Consider the following 21493-nt stretch of genomic DNA (forward strand, 5'->3'; position numbering starts at 1 on the left):
TTGGCTCTTGACTTTTTGGCTTTTTGGGTAACTTTTTCTACGAGTTTGTAGGAAGATAAATTAAAGATGGATTCTTAGTGGTGTTATGTTCACTATTCCAGACTTAGAGCAACTACAAGCAGAGCATCCAGAATGGCAGATGGAGCTAGTAGACGGAAATATACTTCTTATGGGGCCATCAGATTATGAGTCAGAGGAAATAGGTGCTGAGTTAGTTAGATTACTCGGTAACTGGGTGCGCCCACAAAGACTAGGACGGGTGACTGGTTCTAGCGCTGGTTTTATTTTGCCTACCTTAGAAACTGATAACGGAAAAGAAGCTGATAACGAAAAACGAAATCTCCGCGCTCCCGACGTATCTTTTGTTCGTGCTAATAGACTTAAAACAAGCAAACGCGACTTTGTGGAACTTGTACCTGACTTGATGGTAGAGATAAAATCTAAGTCAGACCGGATCAAACCACTTGTAGAAAAGATTCAGCTATTCTTACAACTTGGATCTACAGTTGGTATCCTGATTGATCCTGACAAATTGACACTCACAGTTTATCGACTCAACCAAGAACCAATAGTTTTGCACGACAACGACAAACTGACACTACCAGACTTACTACCAGGTTGGGAGCTAGTAGTGTCAGAAATTTGGCCTCCTGTGTTTGAGTAGAGACGTTGCACTGCAACGTCTCTACAGCCAAGGACGACTAACTAGTTCTAACTCTCCAACTTCATCGTCGTTCAATCTCCAGCCTAAAGCGCCAGCATTTTGCCGCACCTGTTCGGCTGTTTTCACCCCAGCAATGGGAATAACGTTCCCCTGAGCAATTAACCAGTTGAGAGCAACTTGGGCTGGGGTGCGCTCGTATTTTTCTCCGAAGTTGCGTAGCAAAGATATAACTGGGGCAATTTTTTGCAGACCTTCTTTCTTAAATCGCGGGTCTATTTTCCTCGCACCAGTTGGGGTTTCAGCACTATCAATACTGTACTTCCCTGTAAGTAATCCCTGTGCTAAAGGACTATACGCCAAGATAGTCACACCCAACTCACGGGCAGTTGTAATAATACCCTTGCTTTCAATTTGGCGACTGAGTAAAGAATAACGGACTTGGTTTACAGCCAAAGGTACTCCACGGGCTGCCAATATTTGATGCGCGTCTCGCATTTGCTCTGCTGAGTAATTACTCACACCGACTGCGGCAATTCTGCCCCGCTTCACTTCATCCGCTAGGGCATTCATCAAAGTTTCTTGGCTTAAGAAGAAGGCAAAAGGCCAATGCACTTGGTAAAGGGCAATTCGCTCTAATTGTAAGCGTTTTAGGCTGGCTGTTAAAGCATCAGAGACGGATTGGGCTGTAAATCGCCACGGTAGGGGTCCAAATTTTGTGGCGATTTGTACAGGTTGTTGTGTCTGTTGCAGAAATTGCCCTAAAAATTTCTCTGATAGTCCCATTCCATAGACTTCGGCAGTATCAAAGAAGGTAATACCAGCTTCTAAGGCTGCGGTAAAGGCTTCTTGTAACTGTTCTGGGCCGTAGTGATCGCCATAATTCCAAAATAGTTTATCACCCCAAGCCCAAGTGCCTATGCACAAGGGTGTAACAACTGGGCCATTTTGCCCCAATGTGATGTTTTCCACGGTTGCAAAATTTAGTTTATTTACATTTCTTTACTTTTATAGTGTATCGTTACAGACAAGATTGGGTGTGGGGAAGTTGATGTAATATTTTCATGGCGCGATGCCGAATAGCCCATCGTAGACATCGCAGTTTGCATAAAGATTGAGATCCTGAATCAAACGCGCATAAACAAGATCCCTGACAACTTTTACGAAGTCGGGGATCTGCGGGCTGCAATTCTCACAAATCAAATAGGATTGCTATAGTTGAGTGTATTTAAGAATTAGATGATTTATCCTGCTTGGCTTTTTTGATTAATTCCATGTAGACATTAATCTCACTTATTTCTACGTCATGCTCAACTCTGGTTACTTTCCATTTCTCCTTTTTTAAGTAAACTTCCTCTCCTACTCTGGGAGTAAATTGGAGATCATAGAACTTTTTTAGAAAATCTTTTTGATTTTCTTCCCATAATATTACTTTTGCTGGTTCTTTAGTCATTGCTTATGCCTTTTTGATTACTAGATGAAGCTAAGTAGTTTGATGACATACATACGGCAAGTTTATCTTACTAATTCAATGGAATAGCGTAGTTAAAACCACATTTTAATATTGATATTTTTATGTGGCTTGATTACGTCAAATAAAGTTACAGCATAATACCATAACTCTAATAAGTATTACTCTTAGGTCTAATTTAAAATCTTTTTTAATGCAGTTTTTACTTGTATCATCCTTGTATCAAATAGTCTTCATTAACTGAAGCGTCTGTAGGAGCATTTTCGACGATTCCTGCCAGCGATAATAGCCTTGAACCATTTTTGGGGCGTAACTTTTCTGCTAGTGCTGCCTGTATAACACTTGATGGGTTTTGCTCTGGGTGATCTTTTAAGTATTGGTTAAGTTGTGTCCACAACTCATCAGGAATATATAGTGTGCGTTTCATTTTGTCAGCCTCTGGAGGTACAACACTAGTTGTACTCTCATTGTAGTTGCTGGAGTGCGATCGCCTCCGGCGGGGCGCGTAGCCAATCGCTATTTTTTAACTAGCTCCTGCTCAATGTTGTGATGAGTCTTGGTTCAAGTTTTTTAACTTTTAATCTATCAAAACCTATCAGGATATTGAACTTGCTAATCATAGCACCAAGTGCTATATAATAAGCGAAGGTAATGACCAGAGCATGATAATCTACAAAACCCGATGGTTTAACCGTTGGGCACGCAAAGAGGGTTTAGACGACCTTAGCCTCTGCGCGGCTGTAAACGAAATGACGGCAGGACTTTACGAAGCCGATCTAGGAGGCGGACTGTTTAAAAAGCGGATTGCCCGCTCTGGAAAAGGTAAGCGTGGTGGCTTTCGTACCCTGGTGGCGACCAACAAGGGAGATTGCTGGTTTTTTGTTTTCGGCTTCCCGAAAAACGATCGCAGCAACATTAACAAAAAAGAAGAAGAAGCATTAAAAATGCTGGTATTGGTGCTGTTGTCTTACACGCTAGAGGATCTCGAAAAAGCCAGGTTGGAAGATGAATTGATGGAGGTAATTTGTAATGCCGAAGAAGAAATCAGCGATTCTTGAAGCCGTTCATGAAACCGCTACGGGGCTGCACAATGCTGGACTAATGGATCAGACTACATTGCGTGAATTCGACCGTCTGTGCTTATCTGTGATTGAACCGCTAGAACCTAAGCAAATTAAGGAAATACGCGAATCATCTCATGTCAGCCAAGCAGTATTTGCTGCGATTTTGAATACAAGTCTATCAACGGTTCAAAAGTGGGAAATCGGTCAGAAGCGTCCCAGTGGCATGGCTCTTAAGCTGTTGCACCTAGTTAAGAAACGGGGATTGAATAGCGTGATTGATTAAGGGATCAACCCTGCGTACTTGCTGGAGTGCGATCGCCTCCAGAGGGGCGTAGCCAATCGCTATTTTTTAACTAGTTCTTGCTCAATGTTGTGATAAGTCTTTGTTCAAGCTTTTTGACTTTTATTCCGATCGTGATAATTCAACCGAATTTTACCGGAATACTTATAAATAGAAACCTAAATATTTTTGGATAACTAAATATGGGTGTATTTAACAAAGTTACAGCAACGTTTCAGGAGTCTAGACAATTTCTAAAAAGAAGTCTAGAAGAATACATTATATTTAGCTCAGAGGCTAAACAGTTGACTTTGACAAAAAAAATGGTTTTATTTCTCTGTCAACAAGCCGAATCTAGAGTTGAGCAATTAAAAAGCTTAGAACCACACTCTGATGAAGGATTTATTGCGACAATAGAGTACAATAAAATTCAAGTAAAATTACACTTTACTCCCGAGAAAATAACTCTTAATAAAGATTACGTTGAAGGGGAACTTCGCTTATTGAAACCCCCTCAGTTTGAGACTGAATCGATAGTTTACCGTTATCTCATTGCAGCTTGGACAAGATTTTTGGGAGGTAAACTTCCCAATGGAGCTTTACCAAAAGGGGTTAGAATTGAAAATAATAAAGTTTATTATACTCTTCCTCGAAATCAATTGCAGCTTTTAGATTCCCTTTTCCATAGTCTTGAAAATGGTTCTGCTTTGATGATTAACGTTCAACAAGGAAATTTAACTATTGAAACTTCAGTAGCTCTGAGTTGGAATAATTTTAAGCTTCAAAATCTGCTTCAACTTCTCAATCTCAAATAGGCATATCTTAATCTGTCATATTTTGGTGCGATCGCTCTCCCAACTCCTACGGAATCAAGCATTGTGATGAGGAAGTGCTAACATTTGCTGTAAATCAAGAACGCTCGATATTAACTATCAACAGAGTTGATTTTATCCGTTTGCATCGTCGTGATTCTAACCACTTCGGTATTATTGTTTGTACGAACAATCGTAATTGGGAACAGTTTGCATCACGGATAGATGAGGCTGTGACAGCAAAACAACCGTTGCAAGGAAAACTAATTCGTGTGGTACGTTCAGTCACTTAAAAAGATTTTGATGGAATGCACGGATGTTAAAACCATCAAGAATCTGTTGCAAAAAATATTGTAACAGTAATTTCTTTCTCTGGTATATGTGTATTTAAAAACATCTGTATTATCGTTCAAACAGTTAAACTGTTTTATTTATACACGAAAAAGCGCTTGAGAGTTTTGCTCACTCAAGCGCTTCCCCGTAAAAGCTTATACCAACTCACTTGTTTGATGCAACATTTGAAATCTGCAACACCCCCTTATCAGGGAGTATTGCGGGGATAACTTGTGACAAACATTTGGTGAAATGGTATCACTCCTTGCACTAACTAAGAATATCTCTTTTACAAGAAAATCGGGGATCTGGTGAGTGACAGTTTATGAACTGAACACTAGTTAAAAACGACTCACCATGAATGGTAACTAACGAAACTAAGCACAATTGTAGCAAGTTTGTAAGTGTAGTATAAAAACCTATAGTTGATTAGCGTAGGTGTAGGCATCGCCTACCTCTAAGTAAAGTTTCAAAATGTGCAGCAATTAGCTGCATAAATATCTCAAATTTGGTAGCAAATAAACCGGAAAGCATCAGTGAAAAATCGCCATCATATTAAGCCTGAGATGGCTTACTTGATGGCATGAAAGCGATTTAGAATGCAATAAATCATCACCTCTTCAAGAGATAAAGGTATTCTTTAGAGAATGGCAACCGGAGAACAAATCTTCTACCCAAGCAGATTGAAAACTCTGGGTTGGGTATCTTTTATCTCTTAGCAAACGATGACATCTAACTCTTCCGCATAGTGTAGGCGGTTACTTCCTTCGTTGAAGCAAAACACAGCTTTTTCACTGACGATTTCTACGATATTCAAATCGATTTCGTATATTTCTATAAAAACAACTGAGGCGGATGATGAGGAAGATTTAAGAATTCATCATACCTATGCCTGAAATTGTGAGAGCTTAAATGGACGCTTCAGCCTTAGCTATTTTAGCTACTCCCCTGCTGGCACACGCCTTAACCTGGTGTCTAAGTGTATGGTAAGATTGCCTGGAACAGAGATTTTATTTAAGTTGGAGTGTCGTATAAATTGCGAAGGTCAAGCTGACCGATAATTAACTCCCACGATACTTTTCCTATGGATTTGGAAAATATACAACAAGACTGGTGGCGATCTGAGTGTAATTTGTAGATGAATATCTAGAATTTGCTACCAGACTAAACCAATTTCCCACAATTTTGACTTTTATTTGACTTTTAGGATAGACACATGAACGATAAGCTGATGCTAATGATTCCAGGCCCAACCCCGGTGCCAGAAGCTGCTTTACTGGCATTAGCCAAGCATCCGATTGGACACCGTACCAGTGAATTTAGCAACATCTTGGCAGAGGTGACAGAAAACCTGAAGTGGCTGCACCAAACTGAAAGTGATGTGCTGACACTGAATGTCAGTGGTACGGGTGCTGTAGAAGCCGGAATAATTAATTTTCTCTCTTCTGGTGATCGCATTTTAGTTGGCTCTAATGGTAAATTTGGTGAACGCTGGGTAGAAGTTGGCCAAGCCTACGGTTTGAATGTAGAAGAAGTTAAGGTGGAATGGGGAAAACCCTTAGACCCCGCAGTATTTGCCGAAAAACTCCAAGCAGATACCCAAAAGCAAATTAAAGCTGTAATCATTACCCACAGCGAAACCTCAACAGGTGTATTGAATGACCTAGAAAGCATCAACCGCCATGTGAAAGAACACGGTGAAGCTTTAATTATCGTTGATGCCGTGACTAGCTTGGGTGCGTTCAATCTACCTGTGGATGCTTGGGGTTTGGATATAGTCGCCTCCGGTTCCCAAAAAGGTTATATGATTCCGCCGGGATTGGGTTTTGTCTCTGTCAGTCCCAAGGCTTGGGAAGCTTACAAAACTGCGAAGCTACCAAAGTATTATTTGGACTTAGGCAAATATCGCAAAGCCACAGCCAAAAATACAACCCCATTTACTCCTCCTGTGAACTTGATCGTAGCGTTACACACCACGTTGCGAATCATGAAAGAGGAAGGTTTGGAATCAATATTTGCTCGACATGAACGGCTGAAAAATGCTACCCGCGCCGCCATTCAAGGGTTGAATTTACCTCTGTTTGCAGCAGATAGTTCTGCTAGTCCGGCGATTACGGCTGTAGCACCACAGGGAATTGAATCAGATAAGATTCGGTCATTGATGAAAAAACGCTTTGATATTGCCTTAGCAGGTGGTCAAGACCATTTGAGTAATAAGATTTTCCGCATTGGTCACTTGGGCTTTGTGAGTGATCGCGATATCCTTAGCTGTATAGCATCCTTGGAAGTTACCCTAAGAGAACTTGGGTACGAAGACTTCACCCCTGGATCTGGTATAGCGGCAGCAGTTAGAGTATTTACACAATAGTCATTAGTAATTGGTCATTGGTCATTTGCAAAAGACAAATGATAAATCAAAAGAGCGAGTTAAATTATCAACTCGCTCTTTTGATTTGTATGTCCATGAGTAGAAACCGCCAGAGTCAATAGACCTATATATCAACCTTTGCACAAGGTAAAGTTGACGTGACATACTTCTATTCTCCTAAATGATACCAACTTGCCCCAGATAGTATTATTTGCTTCGGAGACAGTCACACAGCTTCTTTAACACCAAACAATACTAACTTTGGCAACTTAGTATGACCCAGAATTTGCATAAATAGTATTGTTTGAGATTCCGGTAACAGCCTTTTGGTAGAGAATTTTAATCCAAAACCCAAAATTGGCATAAATTATGCCGTCTCCAGCCAATCATAAATTTGTTCTAACTGTTCTAAAGTAATCAAACCGTACTGCCAAAGAATCATTGCCAAAGGGCCTGGGTCTTGCTCCCGATGGCGCAGTGCAACCGCCAGCGATGCTGTGGAAATTGCCAAATCTTCTTGTAAAAAATGAATCAGTCGAGAATATTTTGATGGTGACATTTGAATCTCACCTCCTTGTGCAGAATGTATTGTCATATATCAGTTCACCATTGCTCGGTAGCCAGTAGCCAGTATTTCATCTGTCACTGTGCCGTTATTGGCTATACACCCCAGCACAGTTTTTTTGATTCGCCTTTAAGAGAGGCTTGTCATCTGCTCAATTATCAAGCAGCATTTTTACTTAATTAAATGGCTTCATCTTGTTTGCTTGTGTACTTTATTTAATTACACATGTAGTAACAAAGATTCCATAACCTATACTCTCTTATTGGCGACTATTTACACTTACGCCGAAGGGAATATTTTTGCAACCAAACCTCAAGACCATGATTTCAGCTTGGAGACAGGAGAATTTTATATTATCACCACAGTTTTTAAATAGTAGCGTTACAGATGAATTTTTTGCTACAGCACGTGACATTTTTTACAAAAAAAACATAGATTTAGGTAGTATAAGCTCTAAACAGAGCAATCATCCAAATCTTTAAGTAGGTAGGCGCAATTATAAGGTAACTGGCTAAGGCTGTCATTTGTCACTTGTACTGAGCGACTTGTGCCGAGCCTGTCCTGAGCGTAGCCGAAGGGCGAAGTCGAGGTAAGCCGAAGTATTGGTCATTGGTCATTTGTCACTTGTACTGAGCGTAGTCGAAGTATTGGTTATTAGTAAGGGTTTTGAGCCTATTTACGTTTCGCAACATACTTGGGGTTTTTCGCACCAACTTACTTATCCTTGAAAAGTAGCTAAGTCTCAAAACTCAATTTTGACAATATCGCCCACTTTCAACTTTAATTCGGCAGCTCTTCCAGAGCGAAGTTCAATTACCTTATCGATTGGTGTGTTGGGGCCATAAGTAGGACAAGGCTCACTTGCGCAAGGAGGTGCAGCAGCTTGGATATATTTAACTACACCGTTCTGTAAAAATACCATATCCAAGGCTACAGGGACATTCTTCATCCAGAAACTAACTGGTTGTGGTGAAGCGAACCCAAATAGCATTCCTCGGTTATCTGGCAAAGCTGGTCGATACATCAACCCCATTTGTTGCTGTTGTGGTGTCTTCGCTACTTCTAGTTGAATAGTTGTGCCATTAGGAATAATGGCTTTTGCAGAAATTGGTAGTTTTTGGCCTAAACTCTCTGGTGCTGGAGTTTGAGAACCAGACGTGGGGGTTGGAGGTTTAGCCGTTGTTGGCACAGAACAGCCCATCAAGAAAATACTCAGCAACATTGAGAATAAACCTAGCCAACGATTCATAATTATTTTTGATTTTGTAATTTAGATTTCAATTTTACAGAATTTAAGCTAGAAAACTCACACTTTTTTTTGTCTAGTAATACACAGCCGTTTTCAGCCTCAATTAACTAGACAATGGGCTTAAGCCCATTGTCAAAGGTAGGCAAACTTTCGCCAGTTCTACTAGGATTCTCTTAAAACGTACCCTACGCCGCGCACTGTCTGAATGAGGCGCTTTTGACCTTCATCTTCGATTTTGAGGCGCAGGTAGCGGATGTACACTTCAATGACATTTGACTCACCCAGAAAGTCATAACCCCAAACATTTTCTAAAATTTGTTCGCGGGTTAACACCTCACGGGGATGTTCCATTAAGAATTTTAATAGTTCAAATTCCTTCATTGTCAAGTCAATTGCCCGTCCCCCGTGGATAGCACGGCGAGTTGCGATGTCTAAAATTAAATCCCCAAAGCGTAATTGCTCCGTGGTATCCACATCGGGTTTTAAGTAGAGGCGAATTAACTTCAAAAAGTCTTCTGAGCGGTAAGGTTTGAGGATGTAATCATCCGCTCCTGCTTCTAGACAAGCTACGCGATCGTCAACGGTATCCCTTGCCATTAAAATCAACACAGGCGATCGCATACCAGTGCTTCTTAGATTCTTACACAATGAGAGTCCTGATTCTCCTGCTAGCATCCGGTCTAAAACAATTAAAGCAGGTTGGTGATCGCGACAGTATTGCAAACCACTGGTCGCATCATGAGCCAATATTGATTCATAGCCAGCTTCTTGCAAATCGCAAGCAAGCTGATTTGCTAGGCTCTCATCGGTTTCAATCACCAAAACACAGGGACTTGGAGCAACTGTCATAACAATTTTGGATATTGGATTTGGGATTGTAAAGATATTCCAGAGAAAATCTTTACATCAGTTAAAAGTGCAATTACGAGTTTTTAATGATGGAGCAATCCTGATTTTGACGCACGGCTAAGAATCTTTTAGCACGTTCAGGTGTCAGCCATCGAATTCTCCGATGCAATCTTAATAACTAACTCCAAATACCATCCCTATACCAGTAATTCTGGAAGGAAATCAGTAAATTGGGAATTGGGAATGGGGCATGGGGCATGGAGTAAGAGAAACAGAGGGGAAAAATTTTCAGTTTGTTCGGTCGCTTCTTTAACAATGCCCAATGCCCAATGCCCAATGCCCAATCATTACGGCAATTCTACCGAAGTTGGTTTAGCAATATGTGGTAAACCCCAACCTAATTTTTCTCGTAAAATTCGGAAAAACTCAGGCGGTTGCAGGCGAATAAATCGGACACTATATTGCGATCGCTCCATATATACTCTATCTTCTGGTAGGACATAACACCCTCCATTACCATCCACCACCATCACTAGCCGAGGAATGTTGACTGGATAAATGTTCACCGATTCAGTATCTGGAAATACCAATGCTCTAGAAGCTAGAGAATGGGGACAAATGGGTACTAACTGTAAAACAGGTACACCAGGAGTCACCACTGGGCCACCAGCACTCAATGAGTAAGCTGTAGAACCAGTAGGCGTAGAAACAATCACGCCATCCGCCGCAATATCTACTGGTGCATGACGACCTATGGCAATTTCAAAATGGCACATAGAGGTCAAAGGTTCTCGGTGCAGTACCATTTCATTCAAGCAGAGAGCTTCCCACAGTACTGCATCTCCCCGAAATACTTTGACGGTGAGCATGGCTCGTTCTTCAATTTCATACTTACCAGTCATTGCCTGTTCTAGTGCTTGGGGCAATTGATTCAGGAAAGTTTCTGTCAAAAATCCCATGTGACCGGTATTCACTGTTAATAGTGGAATACCACAGGGGGCTACCTGACGAGACGCTGCTAAAACAGTGCCGTCTCCCCCTAACACCACTGCAAACTCCATATCTGAGTCAAAACCAGGGGGCGTTAGACCGTCAATGGGGGTGTGGCATACAGGACTATCTGGATTAGAGTAGCCCAATATTCCACCGATACTTGATGTGATACACACATCCCAACCGGCTGCGGTTAGCTTGTCTTTCAACTCGATAGCGACACGACCTGCTATCGGTTTAACGTCATTGTAGATAATGCCTGCTTTCGGCACACTCAAATATCCAAGTTTAGGCGATGCTTTATATTATGTAATCCTTACACATTTTTGGTCATGTAGTCATTAATCTGGAGCCAATCAATTTTGGATTTTGAATTTTGGATTTTGGATTGACCCAACCACGTTAGCGTAACGGGACAAAGTATGGGTAGTGGGATGCTGATAGCGCAGCGACGCTATCAAGCGAATGAGTGGATTTGTTCCGCCCACTAGGAACAGGACATGAACCAAAAAAATCTAAAATCTAAAATCTAAAATTGGCACGGTCAAATATCCAGAGTGTAGAGTTTCATGACTAATGTCTGTTTTGTAATTACTATTGACTATTAGCTTTTGAAGACTGTTTAAAAGGAGTTTTTTTAGGTTTCTGCTTTTTATTTTTATTTTTCTGGTAGTCTACCTCTTTGAGCTTCTTCATAATTCGGCTGAAATACTCTTGAAGATAGCTTTCTAGGGTTGTGGTTTGTTGCGGATCTAAGCCAAAAACTGTGTATACTTCATCCATTGAAGCATTTAGCTGTTTACCACTAGCCAATACTTCTGTAAACGCTAGCCTGTCTGCCACGTTCCATCCCCACTGAAAAGAGCGCATTAAGCCCCGCACGGCACGCAGTAAGTTTATCGGCATCCGCGTTACCCTCGCGTCTTTTCCAGATAAGCGTTCGCACAGGTTGATGATTTCTTCTGCACTCCACGCACGAGTACCAACTACAGGAAAAGCTTGGTTTGCCGTTTCGGGCACACTCAATGCACGGATTGCAAACTTAGCAATGTCCTGAGTATCCATATAAGCGATGGGAGAAGAATTACCAGTTACCCAAACTGGCTGTCCTTCCAAAATAGGAATCCCATACTGACCGATTAACCCTTGCATAAAACCAGCTAGCCGCAAGATGGTATAATTCAAGCCTGACTCAGCTAAGAATAGTTCTGTACACCGCTTAATTTCCATTAGCGGTACTTCTGGGTATTTATCGGCATCCAAAATTGAAAAGAAGATAAAACGCTCTACACCTGCCGCTTTTGCTGCTTGAATTAATGCTACTTTGCCTTCCCAGTCCACTTGTTTGATACTCAGTGAATCTGTAGGACGAGATGTTGACGCATCAATAACTTGGGTTACACCAACTAAAGCTTCCGCTAGGGTATCGGGGTAACGTAAATTTCCTGGTACGAGTTCTGCACCCCATTCTTTGAGAAAAGCTGCTTTTTTGCTACTCCGCACGAGGCAGCGTACTTTATATCCCTCATCGATTGCACGACGAGCCACTTGTCTTCCTAAGGTGCCAGTGGCACCGACGATTAATAATGTCATGAGGTTTGTAATAAATTTTAATGTTTATATGAAAAGAATGTTATCAGAATAACCTATGCAAACAAAAGTTTACATCTTTTCTCAGAAAATCGTTTTTTATGGAAAAACTTATGGGAAAATTGCTGTGCGTTTAATGGGGAATGGGGAGTGGGGAGTGGGGAGAATAATAACTCCTAACTTGTACAGACGCGATTAATCGCGTCTCTACTCTCCTAACTCAGCACTCAATTATTCTTCTGTGCCTTGAATTTTCAGTAATAATGCGCCCAAGCCCCAGCCCACGAAGATTAAACCGAAGGACAATATAGCTGCATTCAAAATTTCGCCGCCCATTGTTGTGATTCTCCTTATGCAAATTAGTGTGTGTAAACTAGGTCTAGCAGAAGCTTTTCAAGAGTTGCTGTAGGATTAGACCTGTGTAAATAATTTTAAACTAGTTTAGCAAGTAATCCCTACTGGTTTGGGGGGCAATCCCTACTGTAGAGGGGGAGATGAGAGGGATGGGGAAATTTTGATGATAATAATTATGAATAAATTTTATGTATCAAAATAATCAAGTTGATTTAGTGAATTTTAGCAAAAAGAATCGCCCACGTTTGGCGCTGACGCTGGGAGATCCGGCGGGTATTGGGCCGGAGGTGATTTTAAAAGCTTTAGCAGAACCGGAAATTAGTAAAAAATACGACTTAACAGTTGTGGGTAATTGGGATTTGCTGGCACAGACTTATCACGAATTGAATTTAATCGAGAATTTAGCACCTTTGGCAAATCCAGAAGATTTGTCTGTCACTGATGTGCAGTTGGATGGAGAAATTAAAGGTCAAATTATTCCAGGAATAGGTAATGCGGCTAGTGGTGCGGCTAGTTTTGCCTATATGGAATATGTGATCGCACAAACACTCGCTGGTAAATTTGATGGGATAGTCACAGGGCCGATCGCTAAATCTGCTTGGAAAGCCGCAGGGTATAATTATCCAGGGCAAACGGAACTTTTGGCGCACAAGTCAGGTGTTGACCGTTTTGGGATGTTATTTGTAGCGCGATCGCCCCATACTAATTGGACACTCCGCACAATACTAGCTACCACACATATTCCCCTGAGTCAAGTAGCCGATGCATTGACACCGCAGTTGTTGACACAAAAGCTGGATTTGTTGGTGGAGTGTTTGGAGAAAGATTTTGGAATAGAAAATGGGAGAATTGTGATCGCAGGTTTGAATCCCCACAGTGGCGAACAGGGACAAATTGGACATGAAGAACAGGATTGGTTAATTCCCTGGTTGGAGCAAGAGCGGCAAAACAGACCAAAATTACAGCTAGATGGGCCAATACCGCCAGATACGATGTGGGTTAAACCTGGTCAAGCTTGGTATGGAAATTCTTTAGTCCAAAATCCTGCTGATGCTTACTTGGCACTTTACCACGATCAAGGTTTAATTCCTGTGAAGCTGATGGCGTTTGATCGGGCAGTTAATACTTCTATAGGTCTTCCTTTCGTTCGCACTTCACCGGATCATGGAACAGCGTTTGATATTGCGGGTAAGGGAATTGCTGATGCTACAAGTATGAAAGCAGCAATACATTTAGCGGCTGAGTTGGTTAGTCAAAAATTGGCTAAGAAAAATTATCAATGATTATGTCTAGAAATATAACTGATCGCAAAGTACTAATTAAAAGTCTCTAAGACGCATTACAGTATTTTACTCATAATCTCAACTGTTTCCCAGTGTTAACACTCCCGCCGGAAAATCCACTACTAAACGTCGATTTTTTAGCCACTGACGGCCGAGTAAAAGTTCCGAAACTCCATCGCCTGCATAAACCGGGATATTAAACTCTTGTCCATCTATTCGCACTTTTCCAGCGTAGATATCAAACTTTGCTTCCCCCTTTGCTAGTTGCATATTTCGTTCACCTAAATACACCCAATCAAATTCCTCTAAATCCTGCTTGTCAATGGCTAGCCAGCCTGAAAATCCTGTATCTAGCATGGCATCGACAGATAATTCTACACCATCAGCAGTAATTAACTCTATTTCAAAGAATAGCTGTTCCTCATCACCAAAGCTGCCTTGAATCATATTGTGCCAGCTATTCCTGTTTCATTAATCCGAAATATAAACACCGGAGTATTCGGGTGATGCTGGCGAGACTTATTTATAGCAGCTAATTCATCTGTATCAATGAAATAATCTCCACTTTCAGGCTCAACAGCCATATACCAGTTGTAGTGAGTTTTGATTAACTCTGGTTTAACTCGGTCAAAAATAACTTTACCGCTTTGGTAAAAAGCCTCTTGTTGAGCTTTCCATTGAGATTTTTTTTCTTCTGACCACTGAATATCAGGGAATATTCTTCCCCGACGAACTGTGCGAATAGGCTTTGGATCAGTCATTGCTATTTTTCCCAATCGGTTTTGAGATTTTATAATATTAAATCTTTGTAACTTGCGCTGCCATCGGAAAAACAAACTTTCCCCATCCACCTCATCTGTCTCTTCACTTTCATCAATGAGGTCTTGGTTTCTCTCCTCTAATTCACGCATATACTGCCTTAGTATACCCCCAACAGCGATCGCTCTACTTTTATGCAGTTGACGGGTTAACTCTAAAAACCATTCTCTATCACCTACCAAATCGGACTCTTTCACCTGATACTTGAGAATTTCTGGGATGAGTAGTGAAGGGTTATGATGCTTTGCGTAGACGCGAAGCGGCTTGTCGCCAGACATCGCGCTAGTATGAACAACAGGCTGGTAATCAATCCGTAAGCACTGCTGCCACAACGTTACCCATTTGGCATGAGAAAGATAGCCATGACTGAAATACGAAGGCGGCACCATTGCCAAAATATGTAGATGGGGGTGTGCTGAGACTCCATCTTTACCTTTGGTAACTTCTGTAGACTTCACCCAACCTTTCGCAGGCCATGCCTTCAATTCAGTGAATCGCTTAAAAGCTTTATTTATCGAATCCAAGCTTTCCCTGAGTTCTTTAATCGGACAATTTTTTACAGTTAAGGTGACAAACAGCCAAAGGTGTTTGGGGTAATCAGTGACAACCTGTGGGAGAATTTTGTAAGCTCTTGCTTTCCACATGAGCGATCGCCGCCACTGACAAACCGGACAGTGACGAACCCTACAGAATCGGGCATCTGATAACTTTAACTGGAGAATACCTTCCGATTCGTCTGGTACTAATTGAAATTTCAGCAACTCGGAACATATTTTCATGCGCCAAGCATACTGCTGAAAATAATGTTCTTCTGCTTTGGCGTAATAATACAAGACTTTATCAGTATTTGCTCTGTGCTTGTCCCAAATTTTACCTATATGCGAAACTTCGGATAAACTCTGTGCATTTTGATTTTTCTGAAACTTATCTTGAGAAGATATATTAAAAGCAATAAAGTTCCTGTCTAAGGCTTGAGCAGACACAAAATCACCAAATCAGTTTGTATCAACGTCCCAAAATAACGTAAGTTATACGGTCAAGCCTCAGTAAAACTATTTAGATAACTCAGATGTCATGATAATTTATAATTATTACCCCATCATAAAAACGCTTTTTTTCTCCATTAATAAACAATGGTACAAGTACTTATTAATTACGAATTACGAATTACGAATTACGAATTAGTATTATCGTCGGGTGCTTCAAACTTATAACCATAGCCGCGTACAGTTTTAATAAACTCTGGTACGCTAGGATCGACTTCCATTTTCTTGCGAAGTTGACCAATATGCACATCAACCACCCGGCCATCTCCTACATAGTCGCAACCCCAGATTTTTTGGATTAACTGTGGACGACTCCACGCCTGGTTAGGATGACTCGCCAAAAAATGTAAAATATTAAATTCCAGTGCTGTTAAAGCCAGAGGCTTATCGTTAAGTGTTACCTCTCGACCCTCCGGGTTAATTACTAGCTGCTTAAAAATGATCCGTTGTGTTGGTGAAGGATTGATGTAGCGTATCCGCCTCAAAAGAGCTTCTATTCTAACTTCTACTTCTGCAAGACTAAATGGTTTAGTCATGAAATCATCAGCACCTGCACTCAAGATTTTAATTTTATCAGCCTCATCAGTCCTACTAGTCAGTATCAGCACTAAAACATTAGTCCGACTCTGCATTTCTTGGCAGAGGCTATAACCATTAACATCCGGCAAATTCCAATCCAGAATTACTAAAGCTGGATTGAATTGCTCAAACATCGATAAGGCAGTCTTACCATCTGCTGCCGCCTCTATTTGATATTTCCGACTCAAAAAACGATGGACGAGATTTCTCACGCCGAAGTCGTCATCAACAATCAGAATTTTGGGAGTAGTAGCGGTAATCATAACCATAATGCTGCCTATTGTAGATTGGGCGATTCGCTGTTGTCCCAGTTTTGCTGTACGTGTTTCTGTTGAGAGTGGATTCACGCGCGTCTCTCCTGAGTCCGATCGCTACTGTAGTACTTGTGTACAATTAATTTTCCATGAAGTTTATGAAAACTTCAGCCACCGTAATGCTGATAAATTATATGATTTTTGGATAATTTTGAATTTATACTGTATAATTGCTAATTTTTATACTCAAACACAAGTGTAACATGAGACAATTTTTATAACCAAAAATAGTCTAGAGAGAAACCAGACGCTATAGCAGTTTCCTACAATTTTGGAAAAGCAATGTACTCACTGATTAATTGGTTATTCACAAAGGCCCACAAACTAAGCCATAAGCCAATCTAGATTCTACCCAATCCTACTTGCTTGAACTAACTGGTATCTGCTCCTGAAGAGGAACTACGAAAATTCACTCAGCGTGCATTTACATATAGCTACCCTTATAAGCATATACTATACTACAAATTTCAGCCTGAGACTATTACAAGCCAAGGACTGAGAGCATAGAAGGTATAAGGGCAGCAAAAACAGCTTTAAAATAATTCGTAGTTAAGTTTTGCAATGCGGATTTTAACCCCACCGCAAAACTTGTAGCTTGTTAGAAGCGAGGGACTAGACCTCTCAAAAATGTTAACAGACAAAACTTGGAGTCAGCTTGAAGGAGGCAGGATAGCGCAGTGATAGCGAGTCAGCGTACTCCTACGGGATCTTGCTAGCAAGAGCGTGTCGGAAAGACATAAAGGAATAGTAGATTGCCTCAATATTGATTGCGGCTGATGTAACTCCAATAGTGCGGCAAGAGATTAAAGAGACATTATTGTTAGCGATCGCAGATATAGTAATCTGCTTTGATTATTGAACTGACTTGCGTAGGCTGAGAGTAGGGAATAGGGACTTGTACTGAGCGACTTGTGCCGAGCCTGTCCTGAGCGTAGCCGAAGGGCGAAGTCGAGGTAAGCCGAAGTAGTGGGGAGTAGGGAATAAGCTTTTTCGATTGGTACTTAATTTGTTCAAAAATCAAATAGGAGTCCTATATTGAAATAGTAATTCTTATAATAATGGCTGAATATTTTTGATGTTGAGACTAATTTTTTATTAATTGGTTAGAAGTTTAATAATTTAAAATTTATTTAGAATGTATTTAAATAATTAAATATCAAAAATATAAAGAAGAATTCAGAACGCGCTCAACCCTAGCTATCCGCTAACAGAATTCAGGAGCGGAGCCGGAGATGTTTCCGTTGCTCCGGTCAGAATACCCTACTGAATTCTGTTCGATAAATTTATAAAAGAGAAATATCTTGTATTAGTACAGATTGACTGTATTTGCAATGAATTAAATGGTAGAAAATATTTCAACTAGTCAGTCTATCTAAGGAGAGATTTTGAGGATATTCATCCTAGAGAAAGAGCAATTCAGTATATTGAGTCCGTTAAATTACTATTAATATCGTCAGCAAGGGATAGTTATGGTTAACAATTTAGTAGGCGGCATCATTCCCCCACAACCACCAATACAAGCACAATCTGACGCTCATGTCCTGAAGTCTCGTCTAGAATGGGGCGAACCAGCTTTTACAATCCTAGATGTACGCGATCGCAACACCTTCAATCAAGGTCACATTATGGGAGCGATGCCTATGCCAATAGATGAATTGGTACAGCGTGCAGTGCCTTCTCTGGATACGAGTCGTGATATTTACGTTTACGGTGCTAATGAAGAAGAAACTGCCCAAGCCGCGCAACAATTGCGTTCTAATGGATTTGAGCATGTCTCTCAACTCACAGGTGGTCTTGCTGCATGGAAGGCTATTGGTGGCCCAACAGAAGGCATTGTTGAATCAAAAACTCCCCCAGGTGCAGACGACTACAATATCGTAGATCGGCTAAAAAATCACCAAGAAAATCAGCCAAAGGGAGGTACTAGCGCGACGGAAGCGATCAAGAAAGGAGCAAGTAACCTCAAGGACAGTATTCAAGAAGGTGCTAGTAACCTCAAAGACAGCATTCAAGAAGGTGCTAGTAATCTTAAGGAAGGTATTCAAGAGGGAGCTAGTAATCTTAAGGAAGGTGCTAGTGAATCTAAAACTCCTGGAAACCCTGATGATTCCAATGTTGGCTCTTAGGCTAAACATAACTTAGGATGAAAGTTTGTAGTAAGCACTTTAGTGCTTGGTAAATAACAACTTGAGTCCTTACTACAAACTTACCTATTAATTTAAACTTGATAGATAACTAGCTTAGATCGACAGATAACTAGCTTAGACCGACGACCAATAAAAATTTTTTGTCCCTACTCCTCCAATACGGTTCGGTTAAGGGAAGAGACGCGATAAATCGCCGTCAAGACAAAGGACTGATTATTGTAAAGACGGCGATTTATCGCGTCTTTATGATCTAGGGCGTGTCATCAAAAAACCTTATCCGAACTGTATTGCCTACTCCCCATGCCCCATTCCCCATTTGGTCTAATGTTCAAACAAATCCTTAAATTGCAATAAATCTAAGGAAACTATTGTTGGCAGAAATTCAAAACATTCTTGAGCAATTTTCCAACGTTCTTCTCGTTTGAGCATTTCTGTTAGCTTCTGCTGCACACTAAGTAAGTAACGCACATCATTGGCAGCATAACTAAGTTGAGCTTCAGACAAACTAACGGCGTTACCCCAATCAGAACTTTGAGAGCTTTTATCCAGTTCTACTTTTTCTAACTCTTGCACCACATCTTTGAGTCCGTGGCGATTTGTGTAAGTACGAGCTAACTTACTAGCAATTTTGGTGCAAAAAATAGGGTTAACTTGAATCCTCAGATTGGCTCGCAAGGTGGCAATGTCAAAGCGAGCAAAGTGAAACACTTTTACAACATTGGCCGCTTCTAAGAGTTTTTTTAAATTTGGGGCCTCAGTTTGTCCTTTGGCTATGCGGATTGCAGTGACTTTCCCGGATTGGTTGCACAGCTGGACAAGACACAAGCGATCGCGCTGTGGTAATAATCCCATAGTTTCTGTATCAACTGCGATCGCTGTCGATTCTAAATACTGTCCAAGAGCCGCGTCACTGAGATCGCGATCGCTTACCTGAAAATCTTGTAGTGTCATGAATTGTTCAAAAATAATAGCAGTGTCCAGCAGATACAAGTCTTGTCAGACACTACATTATTATTGTGCAAAAAATCATAAATTAAATCTACCTAGTGCGGAAAAAGATTTGTGTTAGGTAGACTTCGCCTTGATTATTAGTAGCAACGCCAATTCCAGTCAGGTTGTAATTTCCTTTTAGATTCTTTAAATGTCCCGGACTCTTGATCCAACCAGTAACAGCTTCCTCTACAGGGTTGCTATATCCCCGGTTAAAAGCAACATTTTCCGCCGCACTGTTGTAGCGAATAGGGACAGCTTTGACTCGCCCTTCAAATCCCTGATGGCTAAATGGGGTTTTACCCTTAGCCATATTCTGACTATGAATTCTTGCTTGTCGAGTAATATTTGCATTTAGGGTCAACTTTGGCAGTCCTTTAGAAGCCCGATATCGATTAATTTGCTCAAAAACTGATTTTTCTAGCTCAGTAGTTTTAAAAGTAGGAGTCGATATTGCAACCTGACTGGAAAAAAGCGACAACAGCTTATTACGGGTGGATGTATTCGTAGAAGGATGATTTGGTATCGGAACAGTCGTTAATCCACTAGCAAGGACAAGCGCACTTAAAGCGATGCCAAAAGCAGTTTGTCGGAACATGGAGAATTGCGTGATGTGTAGAGATATAAGACTTCTACTCTACCTTATTGTTCCAACGATATATACCACGATACTATTAAGGATTGATGAATTTTGGCAATCTGGCTGCATCCTTTACAAGAAATAGAAACAATCATTTCCAATTGTCAATATTTAAACAGTTCATCTTCATAAAATCACGGTTATTTTTGCTGATAATTTAAGATTTTCATAAATTATTAAAAAATAATGTAGTATTCAATAGATAAATGTTATTGAAACTACATTATTCAACATCTAACAAAAGTTTTGCCAAGAGACTGAAGTGTGAGGAATGTGAGAAAAAATCTAAATTTTGCTAAACCGATCAGCGAAGAAAAATTTGTGTGAAGTAGATTGCGCCTCTACTATTGCTAGCGACACCAATCCCCGTCTTATCATAACTGCCTCTGATATTGGCTAGATGCCCTGGACTTTTGAGCCAGCCTTGAACGGCTATTGTCGCAGGATCGCTATATCCCTGGTTGTAAGCAACATTTTCACCCGCCGCTCTGTAGGAAATACCAATTGCTTGAATCCTCTGTGAAAATCCTGTATGTCCAAAGGGAACTTTCCCACTAGCCATTTCCTGACTGTGAATCCTGGCTTGATTATCGATGGCAGCATTACGAGTCAGCTTTGCTAGCCCTTGGGAAGTTCTGTAGTTATTAATTTGGTTGAAAACCAACTGCTCTAAAGCAGTAGTGTCGATACTAGATGCTGCAATCTTGAAAGCATCACTTGATAGAGATGAAGACACTGGTGTAAAAGTTGAATTTGTTACAGGAGTAGCGATCGCTCCGCTACTGAGAACAATAGTGCCTAAAGCAACACCATAGATTGTTGTTTTAATCATGTGCTGAAAGTAAAGTTCCAGACAATCTAACCAAACTAATGGAAATGTGACAAATTGCTTATAGGTCTATATACTTCTGTTTATGCTCTTTTTCGTTCAAACACTACCATAAAACGTTAAAATTCACAATCTTACGAAAATAAGTTCTGTTTACGAAAAATTTTCCTCTACCACCAGGATGATTTTTCCTATATAAACCTCATCTAAGTTGAGAACCGTAGTTTTCGCCCTCACCCTAAATCCCTCTCCCATAT

At 40.8% G+C, this 21493-nt stretch carries 22 protein-coding genes and 1 pseudogene; 8 read left to right on the plus strand and 15 right to left on the minus strand.

Annotation, left to right across the window (positions count from 1 at the left end; translation table 11 throughout):
* Window positions 1–85 precede the first annotated feature (85 nt).
* A complete protein-coding gene (locus HWQ36_RS25840; RefSeq protein WP_292708169.1) occupies window positions 86–664 on the plus strand; it encodes a Uma2 family endonuclease in 579 nt (192 codons plus the stop codon).
* A 21-nt stretch (window positions 665–685) separates the two neighbouring features.
* Here HWQ36_RS25840 and HWQ36_RS25845 read toward each other — a convergent pair whose 3' ends face one another.
* The 3 genes from HWQ36_RS25845 to HWQ36_RS25855 all read right to left on the minus strand — a co-directional run bounded on the left by HWQ36_RS25845 (window position 686) and on the right by HWQ36_RS25855 (window position 2559).
* Window positions 686–1633 carry an aldo/keto reductase gene (locus HWQ36_RS25845; protein WP_292708171.1) on the minus strand — a complete coding sequence of 316 codons (948 nt, stop codon included), beginning with the start codon at window positions 1631–1633 and terminating at the stop codon, window positions 686–688.
* A gap of 256 nt (window positions 1634–1889) precedes the next feature.
* Entirely contained in the window at window positions 1890–2114 is a 225-nt protein-coding gene (locus HWQ36_RS25850) for a hypothetical protein (RefSeq protein ID WP_292708173.1), read from the minus strand.
* 229 nt (window positions 2115–2343) lie between these two features.
* Window positions 2344–2559, minus strand: a complete 216-nt coding sequence (locus tag HWQ36_RS25855; RefSeq protein WP_292708175.1) for a hypothetical protein — start codon at window positions 2557–2559, stop codon at window positions 2344–2346.
* A 235-nt stretch (window positions 2560–2794) separates the two neighbouring features.
* Between HWQ36_RS25855 and HWQ36_RS25860 the strand changes: the two genes are divergently transcribed.
* The 5 genes from HWQ36_RS25860 (at window position 2795) to HWQ36_RS25880 (ending at window position 6989) form a co-directional block, all read left to right on the plus strand.
* A complete protein-coding gene (locus tag HWQ36_RS25860) occupies window positions 2795–3190 on the plus strand; it encodes a type II toxin-antitoxin system RelE/ParE family toxin (RefSeq protein ID WP_292708177.1) in 396 nt (131 codons plus the stop codon).
* A complete protein-coding gene (locus HWQ36_RS25865) occupies window positions 3162–3479 on the plus strand; it encodes a DNA-binding transcriptional regulator (RefSeq protein WP_292708179.1) in 318 nt (105 codons plus the stop codon). The genes HWQ36_RS25860 and HWQ36_RS25865 overlap by 29 nt, the downstream gene beginning before the upstream one ends.
* Window positions 3480–3679: 200 nt before the next feature.
* The gene (locus HWQ36_RS25870; RefSeq protein ID WP_292708181.1) at window positions 3680–4291 is read left to right on the plus strand and encodes a hypothetical protein; all 612 of its coding nucleotides are present in this window, start codon (window positions 3680–3682) and stop codon (window positions 4289–4291) included.
* 74 nt (window positions 4292–4365) lie between these two features.
* Window positions 4366–4581, plus strand: a complete 216-nt coding sequence (locus tag HWQ36_RS25875) for a DUF5615 family PIN-like protein (RefSeq protein ID WP_292708183.1) — start codon at window positions 4366–4368, stop codon at window positions 4579–4581.
* 1256 nt (window positions 4582–5837) lie between these two features.
* The gene (locus HWQ36_RS25880) at window positions 5838–6989 is read left to right on the plus strand and encodes an alanine--glyoxylate aminotransferase family protein (RefSeq protein ID WP_292708185.1); all 1152 of its coding nucleotides are present in this window, start codon (window positions 5838–5840) and stop codon (window positions 6987–6989) included.
* Between the two features lie 367 nt (window positions 6990–7356).
* On the opposite strand, the gene HWQ36_RS25885 is transcribed toward HWQ36_RS25880, so the two are convergent.
* From HWQ36_RS25885 to HWQ36_RS25910, 6 genes are all read right to left on the minus strand, one after another.
* Window positions 7357–7584, minus strand: coding sequence for a DUF2949 domain-containing protein (locus HWQ36_RS25885; RefSeq protein WP_012410503.1), 228 nt, complete (start codon window positions 7582–7584; stop codon window positions 7357–7359).
* A 712-nt stretch (window positions 7585–8296) separates the two neighbouring features.
* Window positions 8297–8803, minus strand: a complete 507-nt coding sequence (locus HWQ36_RS25890; protein WP_292708189.1) for a DUF192 domain-containing protein — start codon at window positions 8801–8803, stop codon at window positions 8297–8299.
* A 162-nt stretch (window positions 8804–8965) separates the two neighbouring features.
* Window positions 8966–9652: a response regulator transcription factor NblR gene (gene nblR / locus HWQ36_RS25895; protein ID WP_292708191.1), complete on the minus strand. Its 687-nt coding sequence runs from the start codon at window positions 9650–9652 to the stop codon at window positions 8966–8968.
* A 347-nt stretch (window positions 9653–9999) separates the two neighbouring features.
* Window positions 10000–10917: an NAD(+) kinase gene (locus HWQ36_RS25900; protein WP_292708194.1), complete on the minus strand. Its 918-nt coding sequence runs from the start codon at window positions 10915–10917 to the stop codon at window positions 10000–10002.
* Between the two features lie 322 nt (window positions 10918–11239).
* Entirely contained in the window at window positions 11240–12238 is a 999-nt protein-coding gene (locus HWQ36_RS25905; RefSeq protein WP_292708196.1) for an SDR family oxidoreductase, read from the minus strand.
* 228 nt (window positions 12239–12466) lie between these two features.
* Window positions 12467–12571, minus strand: coding sequence for a PetM family cytochrome b6-f complex subunit 7 (locus HWQ36_RS25910; RefSeq protein WP_190727441.1), 105 nt, complete (start codon window positions 12569–12571; stop codon window positions 12467–12469).
* 206 nt (window positions 12572–12777) lie between these two features.
* Here HWQ36_RS25910 and pdxA point away from each other — a divergent pair, with 206 nt between their 5' ends.
* Entirely contained in the window at window positions 12778–13872 is a 1095-nt protein-coding gene (gene pdxA, locus HWQ36_RS25915; protein WP_292708201.1) for a 4-hydroxythreonine-4-phosphate dehydrogenase PdxA, read from the plus strand.
* A gap of 78 nt (window positions 13873–13950) precedes the next feature.
* Here the strand turns inward: pdxA and HWQ36_RS25920 are convergent, their stop codons facing one another.
* From HWQ36_RS25920 to HWQ36_RS25935, 3 genes are all read right to left on the minus strand, one after another.
* On the minus strand, window positions 13951–14319 hold the full coding sequence (locus HWQ36_RS25920) for an aspartyl protease (RefSeq protein ID WP_292708203.1): 369 nt from the start codon (window positions 14317–14319) through the stop codon (window positions 13951–13953).
* The gene (locus HWQ36_RS34445) at window positions 14316–15674 is read right to left on the minus strand and encodes a protein rep (protein WP_366829702.1); all 1359 of its coding nucleotides are present in this window, start codon (window positions 15672–15674) and stop codon (window positions 14316–14318) included. The genes HWQ36_RS25920 and HWQ36_RS34445 overlap by 4 nt, the downstream gene beginning before the upstream one ends.
* 191 nt (window positions 15675–15865) lie before the next feature.
* Window positions 15866–16585 carry a response regulator transcription factor gene (locus tag HWQ36_RS25935; RefSeq protein WP_292708221.1) on the minus strand — a complete coding sequence of 240 codons (720 nt, stop codon included), beginning with the start codon at window positions 16583–16585 and terminating at the stop codon, window positions 15866–15868.
* Between the two features lie 1514 nt (window positions 16586–18099).
* Here HWQ36_RS25935 and HWQ36_RS25940 point away from each other — a divergent pair.
* Window positions 18100–18540, plus strand: a pseudogene (locus tag HWQ36_RS25940) (rhodanese-like domain-containing protein); the annotation flags it as partial.
* Between the two features lie 558 nt (window positions 18541–19098).
* Here the strand turns inward: HWQ36_RS25940 and HWQ36_RS25945 are convergent.
* The 3 genes from HWQ36_RS25945 to HWQ36_RS25955 all read right to left on the minus strand — a co-directional run bounded on the left by HWQ36_RS25945 (window position 19099) and on the right by HWQ36_RS25955 (window position 21239).
* Window positions 19099–19728 (minus strand): ribonuclease H-like domain-containing protein, encoded by a 630-nt coding sequence (locus HWQ36_RS25945; protein WP_292708205.1) that lies wholly within the window; start codon window positions 19726–19728, stop codon window positions 19099–19101.
* A gap of 88 nt (window positions 19729–19816) precedes the next feature.
* Window positions 19817–20365 (minus strand): CAP domain-containing protein, encoded by a 549-nt coding sequence (locus tag HWQ36_RS25950; protein WP_292708207.1) that lies wholly within the window; start codon window positions 20363–20365, stop codon window positions 19817–19819.
* 346 nt (window positions 20366–20711) lie between these two features.
* Window positions 20712–21239, minus strand: coding sequence for a CAP domain-containing protein (locus HWQ36_RS25955; protein ID WP_292708209.1), 528 nt, complete (start codon window positions 21237–21239; stop codon window positions 20712–20714).
* Between the last annotated feature and the right edge of the window lie 254 nt (window positions 21240–21493).

Source organism: Nostoc sp. NMS2 (assembly GCF_017115105.1).
Classification (GTDB): Bacteria; Cyanobacteriota; Cyanobacteriia; order Cyanobacteriales; family Nostocaceae; genus Nostoc.